This window comes from Kitasatospora sp. NPDC059803, from assembly GCF_042732255.1.
Taxonomy (GTDB): Bacteria; Actinomycetota; Actinomycetes; order Streptomycetales; family Streptomycetaceae; genus Kitasatospora.
On sequence record NZ_JBHWIJ010000184.1, the window covers coordinates 1 to 17,429 of the forward strand.

Genomic DNA, 17,429 nt, shown 5'->3' on the forward strand with positions numbered 1-17,429 from the left:
TCGCCGTAGAACTCCCCGGGCGCCACCAGGATGCCGAGCTCGGCCAGCGCGCCCACCGTCACCCAGCAGGGCTCGTCCCTGGTCGCCCAGAGGAAGAGCGCGCCCACCGAGTGGTCGATCCGGAAGCCGCACTCCAGCAGCGCCGCGCGCAGCACGGCCCGCCGCCGGGCGTAGCTCCCGCGCTGCCCCGCCAGGTGCGAGTCGTCGCCGAGCGCCGCCACCATGGCGGCCTGCACCGGGGCGGGCACCATGTGTCCGGCGTGCTTGCGCACCTCCAGCAGCGTGGCGATCACCGCCGGGTCCCCGGCAGCGAACCCGGCCCGGTAGCCGGCCAGGTTGGAGCGCTTGGAAAGCGAGTGCACGGCCAGGACCCCCTCGTGGCTGCCACCGCTGATCTCGGGGTGCAGCACCGAGCGGGTCTCGCCCTCCCAGACGTGGTCGAGGTAGCACTCGTCGTTCACCACGAGGGCGCCGCGCTCCCGCGCCCAGCCGACGATCGCGCGCAGCTCGGCGGTGCCGAGGACGCGGCCCTCCGGGTTGGACGGGGAGTTCAGCCAGACCACCCTGGGGGCGGGGCCGTCGTAGTCCAGCGGCGAGGCCGTCCGGACCAGCCGGGCACCCGCCAGCCGGGCGCTCACCTCGTACGTGGGGAAGGCGAGTTCGGGCACCAGGACGACGTCGGAGGGGCCCAGGCCGAGCATGGTGGGCAGCCAGGCGATCAGCTCCTTGGTGCCGACCGCGGGGATCACCGCGGACGGGTCCACGCTCACGCCCTCGCGCCGCAGCAGCCATGCCGCGACGGCCTCGCGGAGCTGCGGCGTACCCTCCGTGGACGGGTAGCCGGGGGCGTCCGCGGCGGCGGCCAGGGCCGCGCGGACGACGGCCGGCGTCCGGTCCACCGGGTCGCCGAGCGCCAGGTTGACCAGCCCGTCGGGGTGGGCGGCGGCGAGCTTGCGGTAGGGGAACAGGACGTCCCAGGGGAACTTCGGCAGCCGCTCGATCATGCCCGGGCCCCCTTCGCGACGGTGCGGGCCAGCGGCGGCGCCTGGCAGTCGGAGTCGATGCCCCAGGAGACGATCCGCTCCGGGGTGATCCGGATCAGCTCGTCGTCGACGTGCGGCAGGACCTCCTTGCCGCCGGTGGGGAGCGCCTGCGCGGTGCCGCGGATCTCCAGGCCCCGGACCACCCAGTCCGCCGGGTCCAGCACGTCGTCCACGACCAGCGAGACCTTCGGATTCTCCTGCACGTGGCGGTACTTGAGGCTGCGGGCCATGCCGCGACCGGTCACATCGATGGTGCCGAGGCCGGCGTTGTAGTGGAAGCCGAGCGGGACGACGTGCGGCTGCCCGCGACCGTCCACGGTGGCCAGGCGGGCTAGCGACTGCGAGGCCAGGTAGGCGGCCTCGTTCGCGGTGAAGGGCATGACGGGTCCTCACATCGGTCGGATCAGGGATTCCGCCGACGCTAGGCGTCGCCCTTCGAGCCGCTTTCGTGCCCCGCCCGCGCCAGGGCTGCCAAGAGCGCTGGACACCGGCTCGAAGCGGCGCTGGCACGGTGGGCCCGTCGTACAGGAGCCGGCAGCGGAGGGCGCGATGGACTGCGATGTGGTGGTGGCGGGTGCGGGGCCGACGGGCCTGATGCTCGCCTGCGAGCTGGCGTTGGGCGGTGCCCGGACGCTGGTGGTGGAGCGTAGGGAGGAGCCGGAGAAACACTCGAAGGCCATGGGCATGCAGGGCCGCACCGTGGAACTGCTGGAACTGCGCGGGCTGCTCGACCGGTTCCTGGAGGGCGCGGGCCTGCTCAAGGGCGGCAACTTCGCCAGCCTGGGCGTGCCGATGCGGTTCGAGGAGTTCGACACCCGGCACCCGTACGTGCTGCTGGTGCCGCAGCTGCGCACGGAGGAGCTGCTGGCCGAGCGGGCGCGGGAACTCGGCGTGCGGATCGTCCGGGGCGCTCCCGTCACCGGCTTCACCCAGGACGAGGACGGCGTGACCGTCGAGACCGGGACCGGCAGCGTCCGGGCGCGCTACCTGGTCGGCTGCGACGGCGGCGGCAGTACCGTACGCCGGCAGGCGGGGATCGCCTTCACCGGCCAGGACCCGCACATGTACGCGCTGATCGGGGACATGCGGTTCCGAGGTGAGCTGCCGCGCGGTGAGGGACTGGGGCCGATGCGCCCGGTGGGTCTGGTCAACCCGGAGAAGAGGTCCTGGTTCGGCGCCTTCCAGCACAAGCCGGACGTCTACCGGGCCACCGTCGCCTGGTTCGGCGAGCCCTTCCCCGACCGCAACGCGCCGGTCACCGAGGAGGAGATGCGCGCGGCCCTGGTCGAGCACACCGGCGGCGACCACGGGATGCACGACGTCACCTGGCTGTCCCGGCTCACCGACGTCTCCCGGCTGGCCGGGGCGTACCGCAGCGGCCGGGTGCTGCTGGCCGGCGACGCGGCGCACATCCACCTGCCGGCCGGCGGGCAGGGGCTCAACCTCGGTATCCAGGACGCGGTGAACCTCGGCTGGAAGCTCGCGTCCGTGGTACGCGGCCAGGGCGGCGAGGAGTTGCTGGACAGCTACCAGGGCGAGCGGCGCCCGGTCGCCGACGGCGTGGTGCGCAACACCCGGACCCAGGCCGTGCTGATCGACCCGGACCCGAGGTACGACGCGCTGCGCCAGACCTTCCGCGAGCTGATGGCACTGCCGGACACCAACCGCCACATCGCCGGGATGCTGTCCGGCTTCGACGTCGCCTACGGGACGGGTGACCACCCGTCGGTCGGGCGCCGGATGCCGGACGCCGACCTGCTCACCGCCGGGGGCGGCCGACGGATCAGCGGCTGCTTCACCGAGGCGCGCGGGCTGCTGCTGCTGCCCGAACCCGGACCGGCCGCCTCGCCACCGGCCGCCTCGCCACTGGCCGCCTGGGCCGACCGCGTCACCACCGTGACCGCCAAGGTCGCGGGCGCGGAGCCCGACCTCGCCTTCCTGATCCGCCCTGACGGCTACGTCGCCTGGGCCGGGCCCCCGGCGCGGCGCGAGGAGCTCCGCCACGCCGCGACCACCTGGTTCGGCGCCGCCTGAGAACCGCACGACCCGCACGACACCCGCAGCACACCGAGAGAGGGAGAAGATGACTTCAGTCACCGGCAGCCCCGCCGCCCGCGCGCGCCGGATCGTCGCACTCAACACCGCCTACTTCCAAGCGAAGGCGCTCCAGAGCGCGGTGGAGCTCGGCCTCTTCGAGCTACTGGCGGACCGCTCCGCCGGCGTCGACGAGATCCGGTCCGAACTGGGCGTCAACCACCGGCTGTTCAAGGACTTCCTGGACGCCCTGGTCGGCCTCGACCTGCTGACGGCCGAGGACGGCCGCTACCGCGCCGCCCCGCTCGCCGAGGAGTTCCTGCTCCCGGACGCTCCGACCTACCTGGGCGGCACCGCCCAGCAGCACGCCCGGCTGCACTTCCACGCCTGGGCGCAGCTGACCGACGCGCTGCGCGACGGCAAGGCCAAGTCCGCCGTCGCCGCGCAGGGTCCGCTGGCCTACCCCAAGCACTACGAGGACCTCGACCGCGCCCGCCAGGTCATGGCGCACATGGACGCCCACAACGGGTTCACCGCGGACGAGCTGGCCCGCCAGCTCGACTGGAGCCGCTACACGTCCTTCGTGGACGTCGGCGGCGCGCGCGGCAACGTGGCCTCCCGGATCGCCTCGGCCCACCCGCACCTGCGGGGCGCCGTCTTCGACCTGCCGGCGCTGCGCCCGCTCTTCGACGAGCTGGTGAGCACGGCCGGGACGGCCGACCGGGTCACCTTCCACGGCGGCGACTTCTTCGCCTCCCCGATGCCGGAGGCCGATGTGGTGATCCTCGGCCACGTGCTGCCCGACTGGCCGGTCGACGACCGCCGGGAGCTGCTGCGGCGCGCCCACAAGGCGGTGCGGCCCGGCGGCGCGGTGGTGCTCTACGACGCCATGATCGACCCGGACGAGCGGGACCCGGAGGTCCTGCTGCAACGGATCAACCACACCATGATCCGGGACGACAGCTCCGCGTACTCGCTCCAGCAGGCCCGCGACTACCTGGAGGAGGCCGGCTTCACGGTCGACCGGGTGACCGCCACCGACACCATCACCCGGGACCACTTCGCCATCGGCGTCAAGTCCGCCTGAACGGAAGGGAGAACGACGTGACGGAGCACGCCACACCGCAGGCGGAACAGCCGTACGACGTGGTCATCGTCGGCACCGGCCTGTCGGGCACCATGCTCGGCTCGATCCTGGCCAAGCAGGACTTCCGCGTCCTGCTGCTCGACGGCACCCACCACCCCCGGTTCGCCGTCGGCGAGTCGACCATCGGGCAGACGCTGGTGGTGCTGCGGCTGATCGCCGACCGGTACGGGATCCCGGAGATCGCCCACCTGGCGAGCTTCGAGGACGTGCTGGCCAACGTGAGCAGCGCGCACGGGCAGAAGAGCAACTTCGGGTTCATGTTCCACGAGGACGGCGAGGAGCCGGACCCGAACCTCACCAGCCAGTTCCGCATCCCCGGGATCGTCGGCAACGCCGCGCACTTCTTCCGGCAGGACACCGACGCGTACATGTTCCACACCGCTGTCCGCTACGGCTGCGACGCGCGGCAGGACTACCGGGTGGAGCGCGTCGACCTCGACGACGACGGGGTCACGGTGGTCGGCGCGGACGGCAGCAGCTACCGCGCCCGCTACCTGGTCGACGCCAGCGGGTTCCGCTCGCCGCTGGCCAAGCAGCTGGGGCTGCGGGAGGAGCCCAGCCGGCTCAAGCACCACGCGCGCTCGATCTTCACGCACATGGTCGGGGTGGAGGCGATCGACGACCACCTGGACACGCCCGACGGGCTGCGTCCGCCGGTGCCGTGGAACGACGGGACGATGCACCACATCTTCGAGCGCGGCTGGATGTGGATCATCCCGTTCGACAACCACCCCGGGGCCACCAATCCCCTGTGCAGCGTGGGCATCCAGCTCGACCCGAGGACGTACCCGGCGCGCCAGGACCTCACCGCCGAGGAGGAGTTCTGGTCCCACGTGGACCGCTTCCCCGCGGTGCGGCGGCAGTTGGAGGGCGCCCGGAGCGTGCGCGAGTGGGTCCGGACGGACCGGATGCAGTACTCCTCGACCCGGACGGTCGGCGAGCGCTGGTGCCTGATGTCGCACGCGGCCGGGTTCATCGACCCGCTGTTCTCCCGGGGGCTGTCCAACACCTGCGAGATCATCAACGCGCTGTCCTGGCGGCTGATGGCGGCGCTGCGCGAGGACGACTTCTCGCTGGAGCGGTTCGCCTACGTGGAGCGGCTGGAGCAGGGCCTGCTGGACTACAACGACCGGCTGGTGAACAACTCGTTCATCTCCTTCTCCCACTACCCGTTGTGGAACTCGGTGTTCCGGATCTGGGCCTCGGCCAGCGTGATCGGCGGCAAGCGCATCCTCAACGCGCTGACCGCGACCAAGGAGACCGGTGACGACACGCACTGCCAGGCCCTGGACGTCAACCCGTACCCGGGGCTGTGGTGCCCGCTGGACTTCTACAAGGAGGCCTTCGACGAGCTCACCGAGCTGTGCGAGGCCGTGGACGCCAAGCAGATGACGGCCGAGGAGGCCGCCGCCACCCTGGAGCAGCGGGTGCGGGAGTCGGACTGGATGCTGCCCGCGCTGGGCTTCAACGACCCCGACACCCATCACATCAACCCGACGGCCGAGAAGATGATCCAGCTCGCACAGTGGGCCACCGACCACCCCCGCCCGGAGATCCGGGAGCTGCTGGCCGCCAGCGCCGAGGAGGTCAAGGCCGCCATGCGCAGGAGCTAGGGTCCTGTCCGGCCGAGGACGGCCGGCGGGACCGCCGAGGGCCGCGCCCGGGGAGCTGATCCCCGGACGCGGCCCCTTCCGTCGTCGGCGCGCCGCTCAGCCCTCGGCCGCCAGGGTCAGCGCGACGGTCCTCGGGTCCTCCTCGACCGGCCAGCGGGCGTAGGAGCGGCGCCAGTACATCAGCGGGCTGGGCACCTCCGGCCGGGCGGCACCGTCCACGACGGCACCGATCACGATCGTGTGGTCGCCGGCGTCGAGGGCCGCGGCGACCCGGCACTCGGCGTGCGCGACGGCGTCCAGCGGCACGGTGGGCAGGCCACCGAGCCGGCTGGGCTCCCAGCGGACGCCGCTGAAGCGGTCGCCACTGGCCGAGGCGAACAGCGCGGAGGTGTCCTCACCACCACCGCGCAGCACGTTCACCACGAACTCGCCGCGGTCCAGCACGGCCCGCAGCACCCGGCTCTCCCGATGGATGCAGACCAGCAGCAGCGGCGGCGTCTTGGAGACGCTGCACGCCGCGGAGCAGGTCAACCCGTACGGCTCGCCGTCGGCGCCCAGGGTGGTCACCACGGTCACTCCGGTGGGCAGCGCGCCCATGATGGACAGGAAGGTCGGGCCGTCGACGCAGTCGCCGGCGAGGTCCTCGGGCAGGGGTAGGGGCATGGTGGGCATGGGGTCTCCACTCTCGGCAGTCCGGTGCGGTGTCCCCATGCTCGTCGGGCGCGTTCGAGTCGCCGTCGGGTACGCCGCGTACCCCTGGCCCGGGAGCGGGACCAGGGGTACGCGGGTTGCCTCGGACGCGCGGTCACTCCTCGTCGCGCAGCTCCCGCAGCAGGAAGGTGAGCACGAAGCCGACCGCCAGGATCAGGCCGCCGACCAGGAACATCGTCTGGAAGCCGGCGGCGAAGGCGTCGATCGTGCGGGCCGCGAGGCCACCGCTCGTGGCAGGGTCCGAGAGCGCCTGGCGCACCGCCTCGTCACCGTTCAGGTCACCGCCGATCCGGCCGGCCGCGACGCCGAACAGCACCGACATGAAGACCGCGGCGCCCGCCGTGCCGCCGAGCTGACGGAACAGGCCGGAGGCGGCGTTGGCCACGCCCAGCTCGGACTGGGGCGCCGCGCTCTGGATGGCCAGGGTGATGACCGTCTGGGAGAGCCCGATGCCCAGGCCGAGCCACGCCGTGAGCACCACCACCACCCACAGCGGGGTGTCGGCGCCGGCCGTGGAGAGCCCCAGCAGCGAGCCGGCCATCGAACCGAGCCCGACGATGGCGGGCTTCTTGAACCGGTTCGTCTTCTTGATGATCTTCGCGCAGACCATCTGGGAGATGATCGCGCCCGTCATCAGCGGGATGATCACCAGCCCGGCCACGGTGGCGGTGCGGCCCTGCACCAGCTGGAGGTAGAGCGGCAGGGTGGAGACCGTACCGAAGATGCCGACACCGATGGTGAAGTTGACTGCGGTGGCCAGGGTGATCCCGCCCCGCTTGAACAGCCGCAGCGGGACCATCGCCTCCAGGCCCCGGGCCCGCTCCGCCAGGACGAACAGCACCAGGCCGAGCGCGGCGACGGCGTACAGCACCAGCGAACGGCCCGAACCCCAGCCCCAGTCGAGGCCCTCCTCGGCGACGACCAGCAGCGGCACCAGCCAGAGCGCGAGGGTGACGGCGCCCCGGTAGTCGATCGGGTGGTTCACCCGCTGGTGCGGCAGGTTGAGTGCCTTGCGCACGCTCAGCAGCGCAACCAGCCCGAGCGGCACGTTGATCAGGAAGGCCCAGCGCCAGCCGGTCACCCCCAGGATCTCGCCGGCGCCCGCGAACAGCCCGCCGACCAGCGGGCCGAGCACGCTGGCCGCGACCCACGCCATCATCAGGTAGGAGAAGTACCGGCCGCGCTCCCGCACCGGGGCGAGGTCGGCGATGACGGCCGTGGGCAGCGACATCAGCCCGGCGCCGCCGAGTCCCTGGACCACGCGGGCGACGGCGAGCGTCTCCATCGAGTTCGCCAGCGAGCAGGCCGCCGACCCGACGATGAAGACCACGATCGCCGCCAGGTAGAGCGGCTTGCGGCCGTAGATGTCGGAGAGCTTGCCGTAGAACGGCATCGCGATCGTGGAGCTGACCAGGTAGCCGGTGATGACCCAGGCCTGGACGGTCTGCCCGTGCAGCTGGTCGCCGATCGTGCGCAGCGCGGTCGAGACGATGGTCTGGTCGAGTGCGGCGAGCAGGACTGCCAGCAGCAGTCCGGTGAGGGCCGTGATGATCTGGCGGTGGGTGAAGCCGGCCGGGCCGGCGTCGTCCGCGACGGCCTCGTCGGTCTGCGAGGCGAGGTTTGCCATGTCCTGTTTCTCCATGCGGTTTCGGTCGGCCCGCCGTGCGGTGCCGGACGACCGCACAACCCGGGCCCGACACACAAAATCGACAAGCTCTTGTCAATTTGAGGGTAGTGCCCACCTCGAGTAAATGACAAGCTCTTGTCGAAATCGCGCGAGCGTGCTGCGATTAGGCTTCCGTCATGACCGACCTCTCCCCCGTGGCAGATACCTTGAGCGAGATCACCACCGAGTTGTTCGCCGTCAACGGCGCCCTGCTGCGCGCGGGCGACGGGCTGTCCGGCCGGTTCGGGCTGACCTCCGCGCGATGGCAGGTCCTCGGCCTGCTGGCAGACGGTCCGCACAGCGCCGCGCACCTAGCGCGGGAGCGCGGGCTGCGCCGCCAGGCCGTCCAGCAGACCGTGGTCAAACTGGTCGAGGACGGCCTCGCCACCACCAGGCCCAACCCGGCGGACCGGCGCGCACCGCTGGTCTCGCTGACCGCGAAGGGCGCCGACGCACTCGCCCTGCTGGAGCCGGCCGAGCGGCGCTGGCTGGAACACCTGGCCTCGCCACTGGACCCGGACGACCTGAAGGCCACGCTGCGAGTGCTGCGTGGCCTTCGGGCGGCGCTGGCCGACGAACTGCCCCCGTCGGTCGCGGGCGACAGTGGCACCGCGGATCTCACAGGTCCAACGTGACCTCGTACTCCGTGAGCCAGGAGTTGAGCCAGAGCACCAGCTCCAGGCTCCCCCGGTCGTACGGGCGGCTCACCGCGCCCAGCGGCCGGTCGACGACCGCCCGCGCCCGCCCGAGGTCCAGCAGCGGCAGGACCGGGGCGTCCGCGTCGCGCAGCAGCCGGGCGAGTTCGGCGCGCAGCACGGCCTCGTAGCCCGGGTCCTGGGTGGCCGGGTACGGGGTCTTGACCCGCTCGACCACCGACCGCGGCAACAGGTCGGCGACGGCCGCGCGCAGCAGGCTCTTCTCCCGGCCGTCGAAGGACTTCATCGCCCACGGCACGTTGAAGACGTACTCCACCAACCGGTGGTCGCAGAACGGCACCCGAACCTCCAGGCCCACCGCCATGCTCATCCGGTCCTTGCGGTCGAGCAGGGTCTGCACGAACCGGGTCAGGTTGAGATAGGTGATCTCGCGCATCCGACGGTCATCGGCGGACTCCCCCGGCAGCACCGGCACTTCGGCGAGCGCCTCCGAGTACCGCGCGGCCCGGTAGCCGTCGAGGTCGAGCTTGTCCAGCAGTCCCTGCTGGAACAGCGAGCGGCCGCCGAAGTAGCGTGCCGAACCCGAGGTGAGCCAGGGGAAGGTGGTGGCGCGCAGGGCCAGCGGGTTGTGGAACCAGCGGTAGCCGCCGAACAGTTCGTCCGCGGCCTCGCCGGACAGCGCCACCGTGCACTCCCGCTTCACCGCCCGGAAGAACAGGTACAGCGAGGGCCACATGTCACCCCAGTACGCGGGCGGCAGGTCGGTGGCCCGCAGCACCGCGGCGCGCACCGCCGGATCCGTCAGATCGCCGCTGTCCAGCAGGACTTCGCGGTGTTCCGCACCCACGTGCCGGGCCAGGTCGCGGACGAACGGCGCGTCCGGCGCCTGGCGCACCGCGTCCGGGGCGAAGCCGTCCGCCGCGCCCCGGAAGTCCACCGAGAACGAGCGCACCGGCCCCGACCGGGCCGCCAGCGCCGTCACCGCCGAGGAGTCGAGGCCTCCGGAGAGCAGGCAGCCCAGCGGCACGTCCGAGACCAGCTGGCGCGCGACCGTGTCGGACAGCAGCTCCCGCACCGTCCCGATGGTCGCGGACAGGTCGTCGGTGTGCTCACGGGCCTCCAGCCGCCAGTAGGTGTGCCGGCGCACCCCGGTGCGCCCGACCCGGACGAGTTGGCCGGGCCGGACCTCGCGCATCCCGGAGAAGACGGCCGCCTCGGGCGTCTTGACCATGTCCAGCGCCTCGCACAGCCCCTCCGCGCCGACCCTGCGCGGCACCGCGCGGTCGGCGAGGACGGCCTTCGGCTCCGAGCCGAACAGCACGCCCGTGTCTGTCGGGTAGTAGTACAGCGGTTTGACGCCCATCCGGTCGCGGACCAGCAGCAGTTCCTCGGCCTGCTCGTCCCAGATGCCGAAGGCGTACATGCCGTTGAGCCGGTCCACCAGCGCGGCACCCCACTGGAGGTAGCCGCGGAGCACCACCTCGGTGTCGCACGCCGTCCGGAACCGGTGGCCGAGCGCGATCAACTCGGCGCGCAACTCACGGAAGTTGTAGACCTCGCCGGCGAACGTGATCGCCGCGCCGCGGCCCCGGTGCCGGGCGGTCATCGGCTGCTGCCCGTGCGCCGGGTCGATCACCGCCAGCCGGCGGTGGCCGAAGCCGACCCACGGGCCGAACCAGAGCCCCTCGGCGTCCGGCCCTCGGCAGGCCATGGTGTCCGTCATCGCCTGCAGCAGATCACGGCGCTGCTCGGGGGAGGCGTCGAAGTCGACCGCCCCAACGATGCCGCACACGCTCAACCTACCTGGGTCAGGCTCAGGTTGACCGCGGCCAGCAGCTGCCGCGGGGTCCTGGCCTCGACCACGACGTCGTCCGGCAGCGCGATGCTCCGGTCCCGCTCGATCATGTTGACGGTGTTGAACAGCGCCAGCGAGTCGTAGCCCAGGGCCTCGAAGGGCACGTCCAGGACGTCGTCGAGGTCGACGCCCTCGTCGACGCCCGCGGCCTCGCGCAGCGTGGTGATCAGATCGTCAAGGGTGAACTCTGCCATGGCGTTTCCTCAGTTCGGTCGATCGTCGGTCGATCGTCGGTCGGTTCTTCGGCGGCCGCTTCCGCGGCTCGCCTGCAGTCGGTCGGAAGTCGGTCAGCGGTCGGTCAGCAACCCGTCAGCACCAGCGCGCTGTTGAACCCGCCGTGCCCACGGGCGAGTACCAGCGCGCTCCCCAGCCGGGACGGCCTCGGCCGATCCCCCACCAGGTCCAGCTCACCGAAGGCGGGCCGTCCGAGGTGGACGGAGGGCGGGATCACCGAGTCCCGCATGGCCAGCAGCGCCGCGGCCACGTCCAGCGGGGCACCCCCGGCGAGCAGCCGGCCGGTCATCGTCTTGGGCGCCGTCACCGGCACCCCGCGCGGTCCGAACACCGCGCTCAGCACCTCGGCCTCCGCCCGGTCCCGCTCGGCCACCCCGCTGGCGTCGGCGAAGACCACGTCGATGTCGGACGGGCCGGCCCCGGCGTCGGCCAGCGCCGCCTCGATCGCCCGCCGCAGCCCGGGCGGACGCCCGGAACCGGGGCGCGGGTCGAAGGTGGCCGAGTAGCCGGCCACCTCCCCGTAGTGGCGGCGCTGCCCGCGCCCGGCCGCCCGCTCGGGATCCTCCAGGACGAGCAGCGCACCGCCCTCCCCCGGCACCCCGCCCGACGCGTCGGCGTCGAACGGCAGGAAGGCCCGCCGTGGGTCCCGTTCCGGGCTCACCGTGCCGCTGCGGGTGAGGCAGAGCCACGACCACGGGCAGAGCGAGCCGTCCACCCCGCCCGCCAGCATCAACGCGGTACCCTCCCGGACGTGCCGCCGCGCCTTGGCCAGTGCGTCCAACCCGCCCGCCTGCTCGGCCACCAGCGCCGAGCCGGGGCCCCGCATGCCGTGCCGGATCGAGATCTGCCCGGTGTTGACCGGGTAGAACCAGGCGAAGGACTGGTACGCGCTGACATATGCCGGGCCCTTGCTCCACAGCGCCGTCAGCTCCCGCTGCCCGAACTCGAACCCGCCGGCGGAGGCGGCCGTGACCACCCCGGCAGCGAAGTCCGGCATCGTCGCCGGGTCCGCCCCCGCGTCGGCCAGGGCCTCCTCCGCCGCCACCAGCGCCAGCCTGGTCATGTGGTCGGTCTGGGGCAGCAGCCTGCTCGGCAGATGGTCCTCCGGCCGGAAGTTCACCTCACCGGCCACGTGCGCCCGGTAGCCGGCCGAGTCGAAGCGGGTCACCGGGCCGAGGCCCGAACGGCCGGCCAGCGTGGCCTCCCAGTACTCCTCCACACCCCAGCCGTTCGGCGCCACCACGCCGATACCGGTCACCACGACCTTCGTCATGCCCCGCTCCATTCCGGCTCGGCCAGCACGATCGCGCTCTGGAAGCCACCGAAACCACTGGCCACGCTGAGCACCGTGGACACCCGCTGCTCCCTGGCCACCAGCGGCACGTAGTCCAGATCGCACTCGGGATCGGGCACGTGCAGATTGGCCGTCGGCGGAACCACCGAGTGCTCGATCGCCAGCGCGCTGGCGGCGAACTCCAGGGCACAGACCGCGCCCAGCGAGTGCCCGATCATCGACTTGATCGAGCTGACCGGCACCCGGTAGGCGTGCTCGCCGAGGCTCCGTTTGAACGCGGCCGTCTCGTGCCGGTCGTTCTGCTTGGTGGCCGAGCCGTGCGCGTTGACGTACGCGATGTCCTCGGGATTCATCCGGCTCCGGTCGAGCGCGACCCGAATCGCCTCCGCCATCTCGTTCCCGTCCAGCCGCAGCCCCGTCATGCTGTAGGAGTTGCAGCGCCCGGCGTACCCCGTGACCTCGGCGTAGACGTGCGCGCCGCGTCGGCGCGCGTGCTCGCGCTCCTCCAGGACGAACATCGCCGCGCCCTCGCCGAGGGCGAAGCCGTTGCGGGTCAGGTCGAACGGCCGCGAGGCGCTCTCCGGCTCGTCGTTGCGCGGCGAGGTCGCCTTGATCGCGTCGAAGCAGGCCACCGTGATCGGAGAGATCGCCGCGTCCGACGCACCGGCCAGCATCACGTCCGCCTCGCCGTCACGGATCAGGTCGCAGGCGTGGGCGATCACGTCGATACCGGAGGTGCACCCGGTCGAGACCACGCCCACCGGCCCCTCGGCCTCCACCAGCCAGGCCAATTCGGTCGCCATCGAGGACGGCACGAAGTAGTCGTACAGATAGGGCACACCGTGGGCGTCGTCGACCAGCTGCCGCCGGCCCTCGTCGCTGACCACGGCGAACTCGCGGTCGAGGCTGATCGTCATCCCGCACGCCGTCCCGGCCATCACCCCGGTGCGGAGCGGATCGTTCGACCCCGACACCCCGGAGTCGGCCAGTGCCTCGCGCGCCGCCACCATGGCGAACTGCGCGGTGCGGTCCCATTGCCGGATCTGACGCTGGGTCAGACCACTGGCCACCGGATCGAAATCACACTCGGCGGCCACCCGGGACCTGAACGGCGACGGGTCGAACGTCGAGATCGTCCGGGTCGCCGTCCGGCCCGCGGTCAGCAACTCCCAGAACGCCTTGGTGCCGACCTCGCCGGGGGCCACCACCCCCATCCCGGTCACCACCACGCGGCGCCGCCCGTCCTCACCTGACACCGCTGCTCCCCCGCTCCGCATCCGACATACCCGATCGCCTCCTGTCCGTGAGAAGAAATCCGCCGGCACCGATCGTCGGCTCCCGCCCTCGCGGCGGATTCGAGCCGCCGTCCACCTGCCGCGCGGCCCGCCGCGCGAACCGGCGTTGAGGAGTGCTGCCTAGCCTCTGGTCGCATGGACATCGACACCGACATCTGCGTGGTCGGCGGCGGCCCCGCCGGGCTGACGCTCGCCCTGCTCCTGGTCCGCTCCGGCGTGCGGGTCACCCTGCTGGAACGCAGCCGCTCGCTGGACCGGACGTACCGCGGCGAGATCCTCCAGCCCGGCGGCCAGGCACTGCTGGACGAGCTGGGCGTCCTCCGCCCGGCGCGGGCGCACGGCGCCGTCGAGCACCAACGCTTCCTGCTGGAGGAGCGCGGCCGGATCCTCATCAACGGTGACTACCGACGGCTGCCCGGACCGTACAACTGCCTGCTGAGCCTGCCACAACGCCACCTGCTGGCCGAGCTGCTGGCCGCCTGCGCACGGCACGACGGCTTCCGCTACCTGGCGGGCACCAGGGCGAGCGGGCTGGTGGAGGAGGGCGGCGTCGTCCGCGGGGCGGTCGCCGCCGGGGCCGGCGGCGCGGGCGAGCAGGTGATCCGGGCGCGGTGCGTGGTCGCGGCGGACGGCCGCTTCTCGAAGATCCGCACCCTCGCCGGCATCGGCTACCGGCGCCAGGAGCTGTTCAGCCAGGACGTCCTCTGGTTCCGGCTGAGCGGAGCGCCACAGCGGAGCACCGGGCACACGCGGGACGTCCGGGTCTTCCGGGCCGGCGGCAATCCGGTCCTGAGCTACTCCTCGGTGCCCGACTCGCTCCAGCTCGGCTGGACGCTCCCGCACGGCGGCTTCCGTCGGCTGGCCGACCGGGGAGCCGACCACATCATCGAGCAACTGTGCCACGCCGCACCGGAGTACGCCGAGCGCATCCGCGAGGAGATCACCGGCTTCGGGGACCTGTCCCTGCTCGACGTCTTCTCCGGCAGCGCCGAGGAGTGGGTGCGCGACGGGCTGGTGCTGATCGGCGACAGCGCCCACACCCACAGCCCGATCGGCGCGCAGGGCATCAACCTCGCCATTCGGGACGCCGTCGCGGCTCACCCCGTCCTGGTCGAGGCGGTGCGCAGCGCCGACGCCGGCGCGGCCCGGCTCGACCGGTACACAGCGCTGCGCAGGCCCGAGGTGGACCGGATCACCCGGATCCAGCGGATCCAGAGCCGGATGATGCTCTCCACCGGGCGCCTCTCCTCGGCGATCCGCCCGCGGACGGCGGCTCTGGTGTCCAGGACCCCGCTCTACGGCGCGATGCTGCGCCGGATCGCCTTCGGCACCTCGCCCGTCCGGCTGCGGACCGATCTGCTCGGCTCCACCGGACGGTGACCGGCGCCCTCCCCCACCCCTCCCGGTACGTCACCCCATTTCCCGTACCGGCCTGGCAGCCGCCCTCACCGGGGCACCGAGCGAAGAGGTAGAGCGTGATGACTCCACTGATCGATCCGCATCAACTGTCGGCCGCCGGGCCGACCGAGGCGGCGACGGCGGGCGGTGTGCTCGTCGCCCTGGCCGTCATCCTCGGCACCGCGTTCGTCTGCGGGAGACTGGCCGTCCGGCTGCGCCAGCCCGCCGTCATGGGTGAGATCGTCGGCGGGGTCGCCCTCGGGCCCAGCCTGATCGGTCTGCTCCCGGGACGGTTGGACGCCGTCCTGTTCCCCCCCGAGGTCCAGCCCCATCTGCGGGTGCTCTCCCAACTCGGCCTGGTCTTCTTCATGTTCATCGTGGGGTACCGGTTCGACACCGCCCATCTGCGGGGCGCCGGGCGCCGGGTGACGGCGGTGTCGCTCAGCTCCGTCGCACTGCCCTTCGCGCTCGGCCTGGGCCTCGCGGTGCTGCTCCAACCCTGGTTCGACGCCTCCCAGTTGAGAACCACCGGCTGGCTGGGCCCGGCCCTGTTCCTGGGGACGGCGATGTCCATCACGGCCTTCCCCGTCCTCGCCCGGATCATCGCCGAACGCGGGATGCACCAGGATCCGCTCGGCACCCTGTCGCTCGCCTGCGCCGCCCTGCAGGACTTCCTCGCGTGGTGTGCGCTGGCCGTGGTAGTGGCCGTGGTGAACGCCCAGAGCCCTTGGGCGCTCGGACGGTTGGCGCTGAACACGGTCGTCGTCGTGCTCGTCCTCGGTTGCGTCGTCCGCCCCGCCCTCGGCTGGCTGCTGGCGCCGGAGCGGCGCCGCGCCGTCGGCGGACCGTGGATCCACGCCGTCCTCGTCACCGGGACACTGCTCTCCGCCTGGGTCACCGGCGAGATCGGCCTGGACGCCGTCTTCGGCGCCTTCATGTTCGGCGCGGCGGTGCCCCGCGACCGGATCGACGCCCTCGCGCCCGAGGTCCCGGAGCGCATCGAGCAGGCCGGCCTCCTCCTGCTGCCGGCCTTCTTCACGGTCACGGGGCTGGCCGTCGACCTGACCGGCATCGGGTGGCACGGCCTGGTCATCGTGGCCGCGGTGCTGGTGACGGCCTGCGTCGGCAAGTTCGCCGGTGCCGCCGCCGCTGCCCGGCTCACCGGCTCGACCAGGCGGGAGGCGGCCGCCCTCGGCATCCTGCTCAACGCCCGAGGCCTCACCGAGCTCGTCATCCTGAACGTGGGCCACCGGCTCGGCGTCATCGACACCCGGATGTTCAGCGCGATGGTGGTCATGGCCCTCGTCACGACCCTGATGACCGGGCCGCTGCTGCGACGCGTCGCCCCGCGGGGCACGCCACCACCATCGCTCCGCGCCCGCTCGGCCGCCCCCGAGGCGGTGTCCAGCAACTCCTGACCGTCCGGCCCCGAAGGGGTCAGAAGTCGCGCGGCACCGGTCCACCGGAGATGTCGCGCAGCTGCCTGCGCAGCTCCCTCTCGACGTCGCTGAGCGGCAGGTCGGGGCGGAGCCGCTCCGGGTGGCCCGGCCCGGGACCAGCGGGAGGCGGCGGCGCGACCGGCGGGGCGTACCCCGACAGCTGCCCGAGGGCGATCAGGCCTCGCAGCAGCGAGCGCAGGCAGGAACCGAGCAGTGAGCAGCGCATCCGCCGAGGATGGCGGGCCGCCTCGGAGCGCCCGTACAGCAGCGTTCGAGCGGGTCGGCCACCTCCAGCCGACCGCCACCGCGCTTCAGCCACGGGAGGCGACGGGGCCGGCTGCGGCACGCCGCCCGGCCACCGCGGCCCCGCCGTGCCATCACGACGCAGCCGACGGCGCCGCCTTCGCACCCGGCACCGCAACGGACGTGATCAGCTCTCCCGTACGTCCGCGGATGTCGATGCGGACCGGCAGCGTGCGGCGCCGCACGCTGGTCCCGCCGGGCCCGGCCGAGTGCGCCCGGCCCAGCACCTCTGTCACCGCCATGACGAGCGCCGTCGTCACGGCGTCCTCGGTGATCGGCCCGATGTCGTCCCCGAGCCAGTGCAGGACGAGCGCCCACTCGCCGTTTCGGGTCCCCGTGCGGGGCTGGGTGGGCTCCGCGTTCAGACCGAACTCGGCGAGGGCCTCGATCAGCGACTCCACGTCCTGGCCGTCGAGGTGCTGGAAGTTCTCTTCGATGAGCAGCTGTGTCATGAGCGTTCCCCCATGTGGTGGTCGGTCGGACGCGGACTCGGACGGCGCCTGCCGGACGTCGCCCTACGACGATGCCGCGCCAGGGGCAGTCCGGCCCGACGGCCGGGCTCCCCTGACGATCGATCAGTGCTTCTGATGGCATGGACGGTCGTTCCGGCCCACCCGGTTGCCGCCGCCGGACATCTTGACGCGTTCCGTACGCACGGACGGCCACACGTCGCCACCGCGGGCCGCCGGACGACGGCACGACGGCACGACGGCACGACGGCACGACGAGGCGGCCCCGGTG

General features: G+C 72.6%; 16 protein-coding genes. 6 read left to right on the top strand and 10 right to left on the bottom strand.

What is annotated here, in order from left to right:
• A partial coding sequence (gene dapC, locus ACFV6I_RS25735; RefSeq protein ID WP_380427873.1) for a succinyldiaminopimelate transaminase occupies window positions 1-1,004 on the bottom strand: 1,004 nt, incomplete at its 3' end.
• Window positions 1,001-1,423, bottom strand: coding sequence for a PPOX class F420-dependent oxidoreductase (locus tag ACFV6I_RS25740; protein WP_063346335.1), 423 nt, complete (start codon window positions 1,421-1,423; stop codon window positions 1,001-1,003). The genes ACFV6I_RS25740 and dapC, both read right to left, overlap by 4 nt.
• A 169-nt stretch (window positions 1,424-1,592) precedes the next feature.
• Here ACFV6I_RS25740 and ACFV6I_RS25745 point away from each other — a divergent pair, with 169 nt between their 5' ends.
• Genes ACFV6I_RS25745 through ACFV6I_RS25755 form a run of 3 tightly spaced genes read left to right on the top strand, consistent with a single transcriptional unit; the run spans window position 1,593 to window position 5,837 of the window.
• Window positions 1,593-3,077: an FAD-dependent monooxygenase gene (locus tag ACFV6I_RS25745; RefSeq protein WP_380427875.1), complete on the top strand. Its 1,485-nt coding sequence runs from the start codon at window positions 1,593-1,595 to the stop codon at window positions 3,075-3,077.
• 49 nt (window positions 3,078-3,126) lie between these two features.
• Window positions 3,127-4,164: a methyltransferase gene (locus tag ACFV6I_RS25750; protein ID WP_380379904.1), complete on the top strand. Its 1,038-nt coding sequence runs from the start codon at window positions 3,127-3,129 to the stop codon at window positions 4,162-4,164.
• Between the two features lie 17 nt (window positions 4,165-4,181).
• Window positions 4,182-5,837: an NAD(P)/FAD-dependent oxidoreductase gene (locus ACFV6I_RS25755; protein WP_380427877.1), complete on the top strand. Its 1,656-nt coding sequence runs from the start codon at window positions 4,182-4,184 to the stop codon at window positions 5,835-5,837.
• A 96-nt stretch (window positions 5,838-5,933) separates the two neighbouring features.
• On the opposite strand, the gene ctcQ is transcribed toward ACFV6I_RS25755, so the two are convergent.
• Window positions 5,934-6,509 (bottom strand): flavin reductase CtcQ, encoded by a 576-nt coding sequence (ctcQ, locus tag ACFV6I_RS25760; RefSeq protein ID WP_380379901.1) that lies wholly within the window; start codon window positions 6,507-6,509, stop codon window positions 5,934-5,936.
• Between the two features lie 133 nt (window positions 6,510-6,642).
• The gene (tcr3, locus tag ACFV6I_RS25765; protein ID WP_380345791.1) at window positions 6,643-8,175 is read right to left on the bottom strand and encodes a tetracycline efflux MFS transporter Tcr3; all 1,533 of its coding nucleotides are present in this window, start codon (window positions 8,173-8,175) and stop codon (window positions 6,643-6,645) included.
• Between the two features lie 176 nt (window positions 8,176-8,351).
• Between tcr3 and ACFV6I_RS25770 the strand changes: the two genes are divergently transcribed.
• Entirely contained in the window at window positions 8,352-8,849 is a 498-nt protein-coding gene (locus ACFV6I_RS25770) for a MarR family winged helix-turn-helix transcriptional regulator (protein ID WP_380427879.1), read from the top strand.
• Here ACFV6I_RS25770 and asnB read toward each other — a convergent pair.
• The 4 genes from asnB to ACFV6I_RS25790 form a co-directional block, all read right to left on the bottom strand.
• Window positions 8,833-10,662 (bottom strand): asparagine synthase (glutamine-hydrolyzing), encoded by a 1,830-nt coding sequence (asnB, locus tag ACFV6I_RS25775; protein WP_063346341.1) that lies wholly within the window; start codon window positions 10,660-10,662, stop codon window positions 8,833-8,835. The two genes, ACFV6I_RS25770 and asnB, sit on opposite strands and share 17 nt — an antisense overlap.
• Window positions 10,663-10,664: 2 nt before the next feature.
• Window positions 10,665-10,919 carry an acyl carrier protein gene (locus ACFV6I_RS25780; protein WP_063346342.1) on the bottom strand — a complete coding sequence of 85 codons (255 nt, stop codon included), beginning with the start codon at window positions 10,917-10,919 and terminating at the stop codon, window positions 10,665-10,667.
• A 104-nt stretch (window positions 10,920-11,023) separates the two neighbouring features.
• Window positions 11,024-12,232: a ketosynthase chain-length factor gene (locus ACFV6I_RS25785; RefSeq protein WP_063346343.1), complete on the bottom strand. Its 1,209-nt coding sequence runs from the start codon at window positions 12,230-12,232 to the stop codon at window positions 11,024-11,026.
• The gene (locus ACFV6I_RS25790) at window positions 12,229-13,509 is read right to left on the bottom strand and encodes a beta-ketoacyl-[acyl-carrier-protein] synthase family protein (protein WP_279634872.1); all 1,281 of its coding nucleotides are present in this window, start codon (window positions 13,507-13,509) and stop codon (window positions 12,229-12,231) included. The genes ACFV6I_RS25785 and ACFV6I_RS25790 overlap by 4 nt, the downstream gene beginning before the upstream one ends.
• Window positions 13,510-13,683: 174 nt before the next feature.
• Between ACFV6I_RS25790 and ACFV6I_RS25795 the strand changes: the two genes are divergently transcribed.
• Together ACFV6I_RS25795 and ACFV6I_RS25800 are read left to right on the top strand one after the other, a co-directional pair.
• On the top strand, window positions 13,684-14,928 hold the full coding sequence (locus tag ACFV6I_RS25795) for an FAD-dependent monooxygenase (protein ID WP_380427882.1): 1,245 nt from the start codon (window positions 13,684-13,686) through the stop codon (window positions 14,926-14,928).
• A 98-nt stretch (window positions 14,929-15,026) separates the two neighbouring features.
• A complete protein-coding gene (locus ACFV6I_RS25800; RefSeq protein WP_380379894.1) occupies window positions 15,027-16,364 on the top strand; it encodes a cation:proton antiporter in 1,338 nt (445 codons plus the stop codon).
• A 19-nt stretch (window positions 16,365-16,383) separates the two neighbouring features.
• On the opposite strand, the gene ACFV6I_RS25805 is transcribed toward ACFV6I_RS25800, so the two are convergent.
• Both ACFV6I_RS25805 and ACFV6I_RS25810 read right to left on the bottom strand, forming a co-directional pair.
• On the bottom strand, window positions 16,384-16,611 hold the full coding sequence (locus tag ACFV6I_RS25805; protein WP_063346347.1) for a DUF6059 family protein: 228 nt from the start codon (window positions 16,609-16,611) through the stop codon (window positions 16,384-16,386).
• Between the two features lie 151 nt (window positions 16,612-16,762).
• A complete protein-coding gene (locus ACFV6I_RS25810; protein ID WP_063346348.1) occupies window positions 16,763-17,140 on the bottom strand; it encodes a hypothetical protein in 378 nt (125 codons plus the stop codon).
• Between the last annotated feature and the right edge of the window lie 289 nt (window positions 17,141-17,429).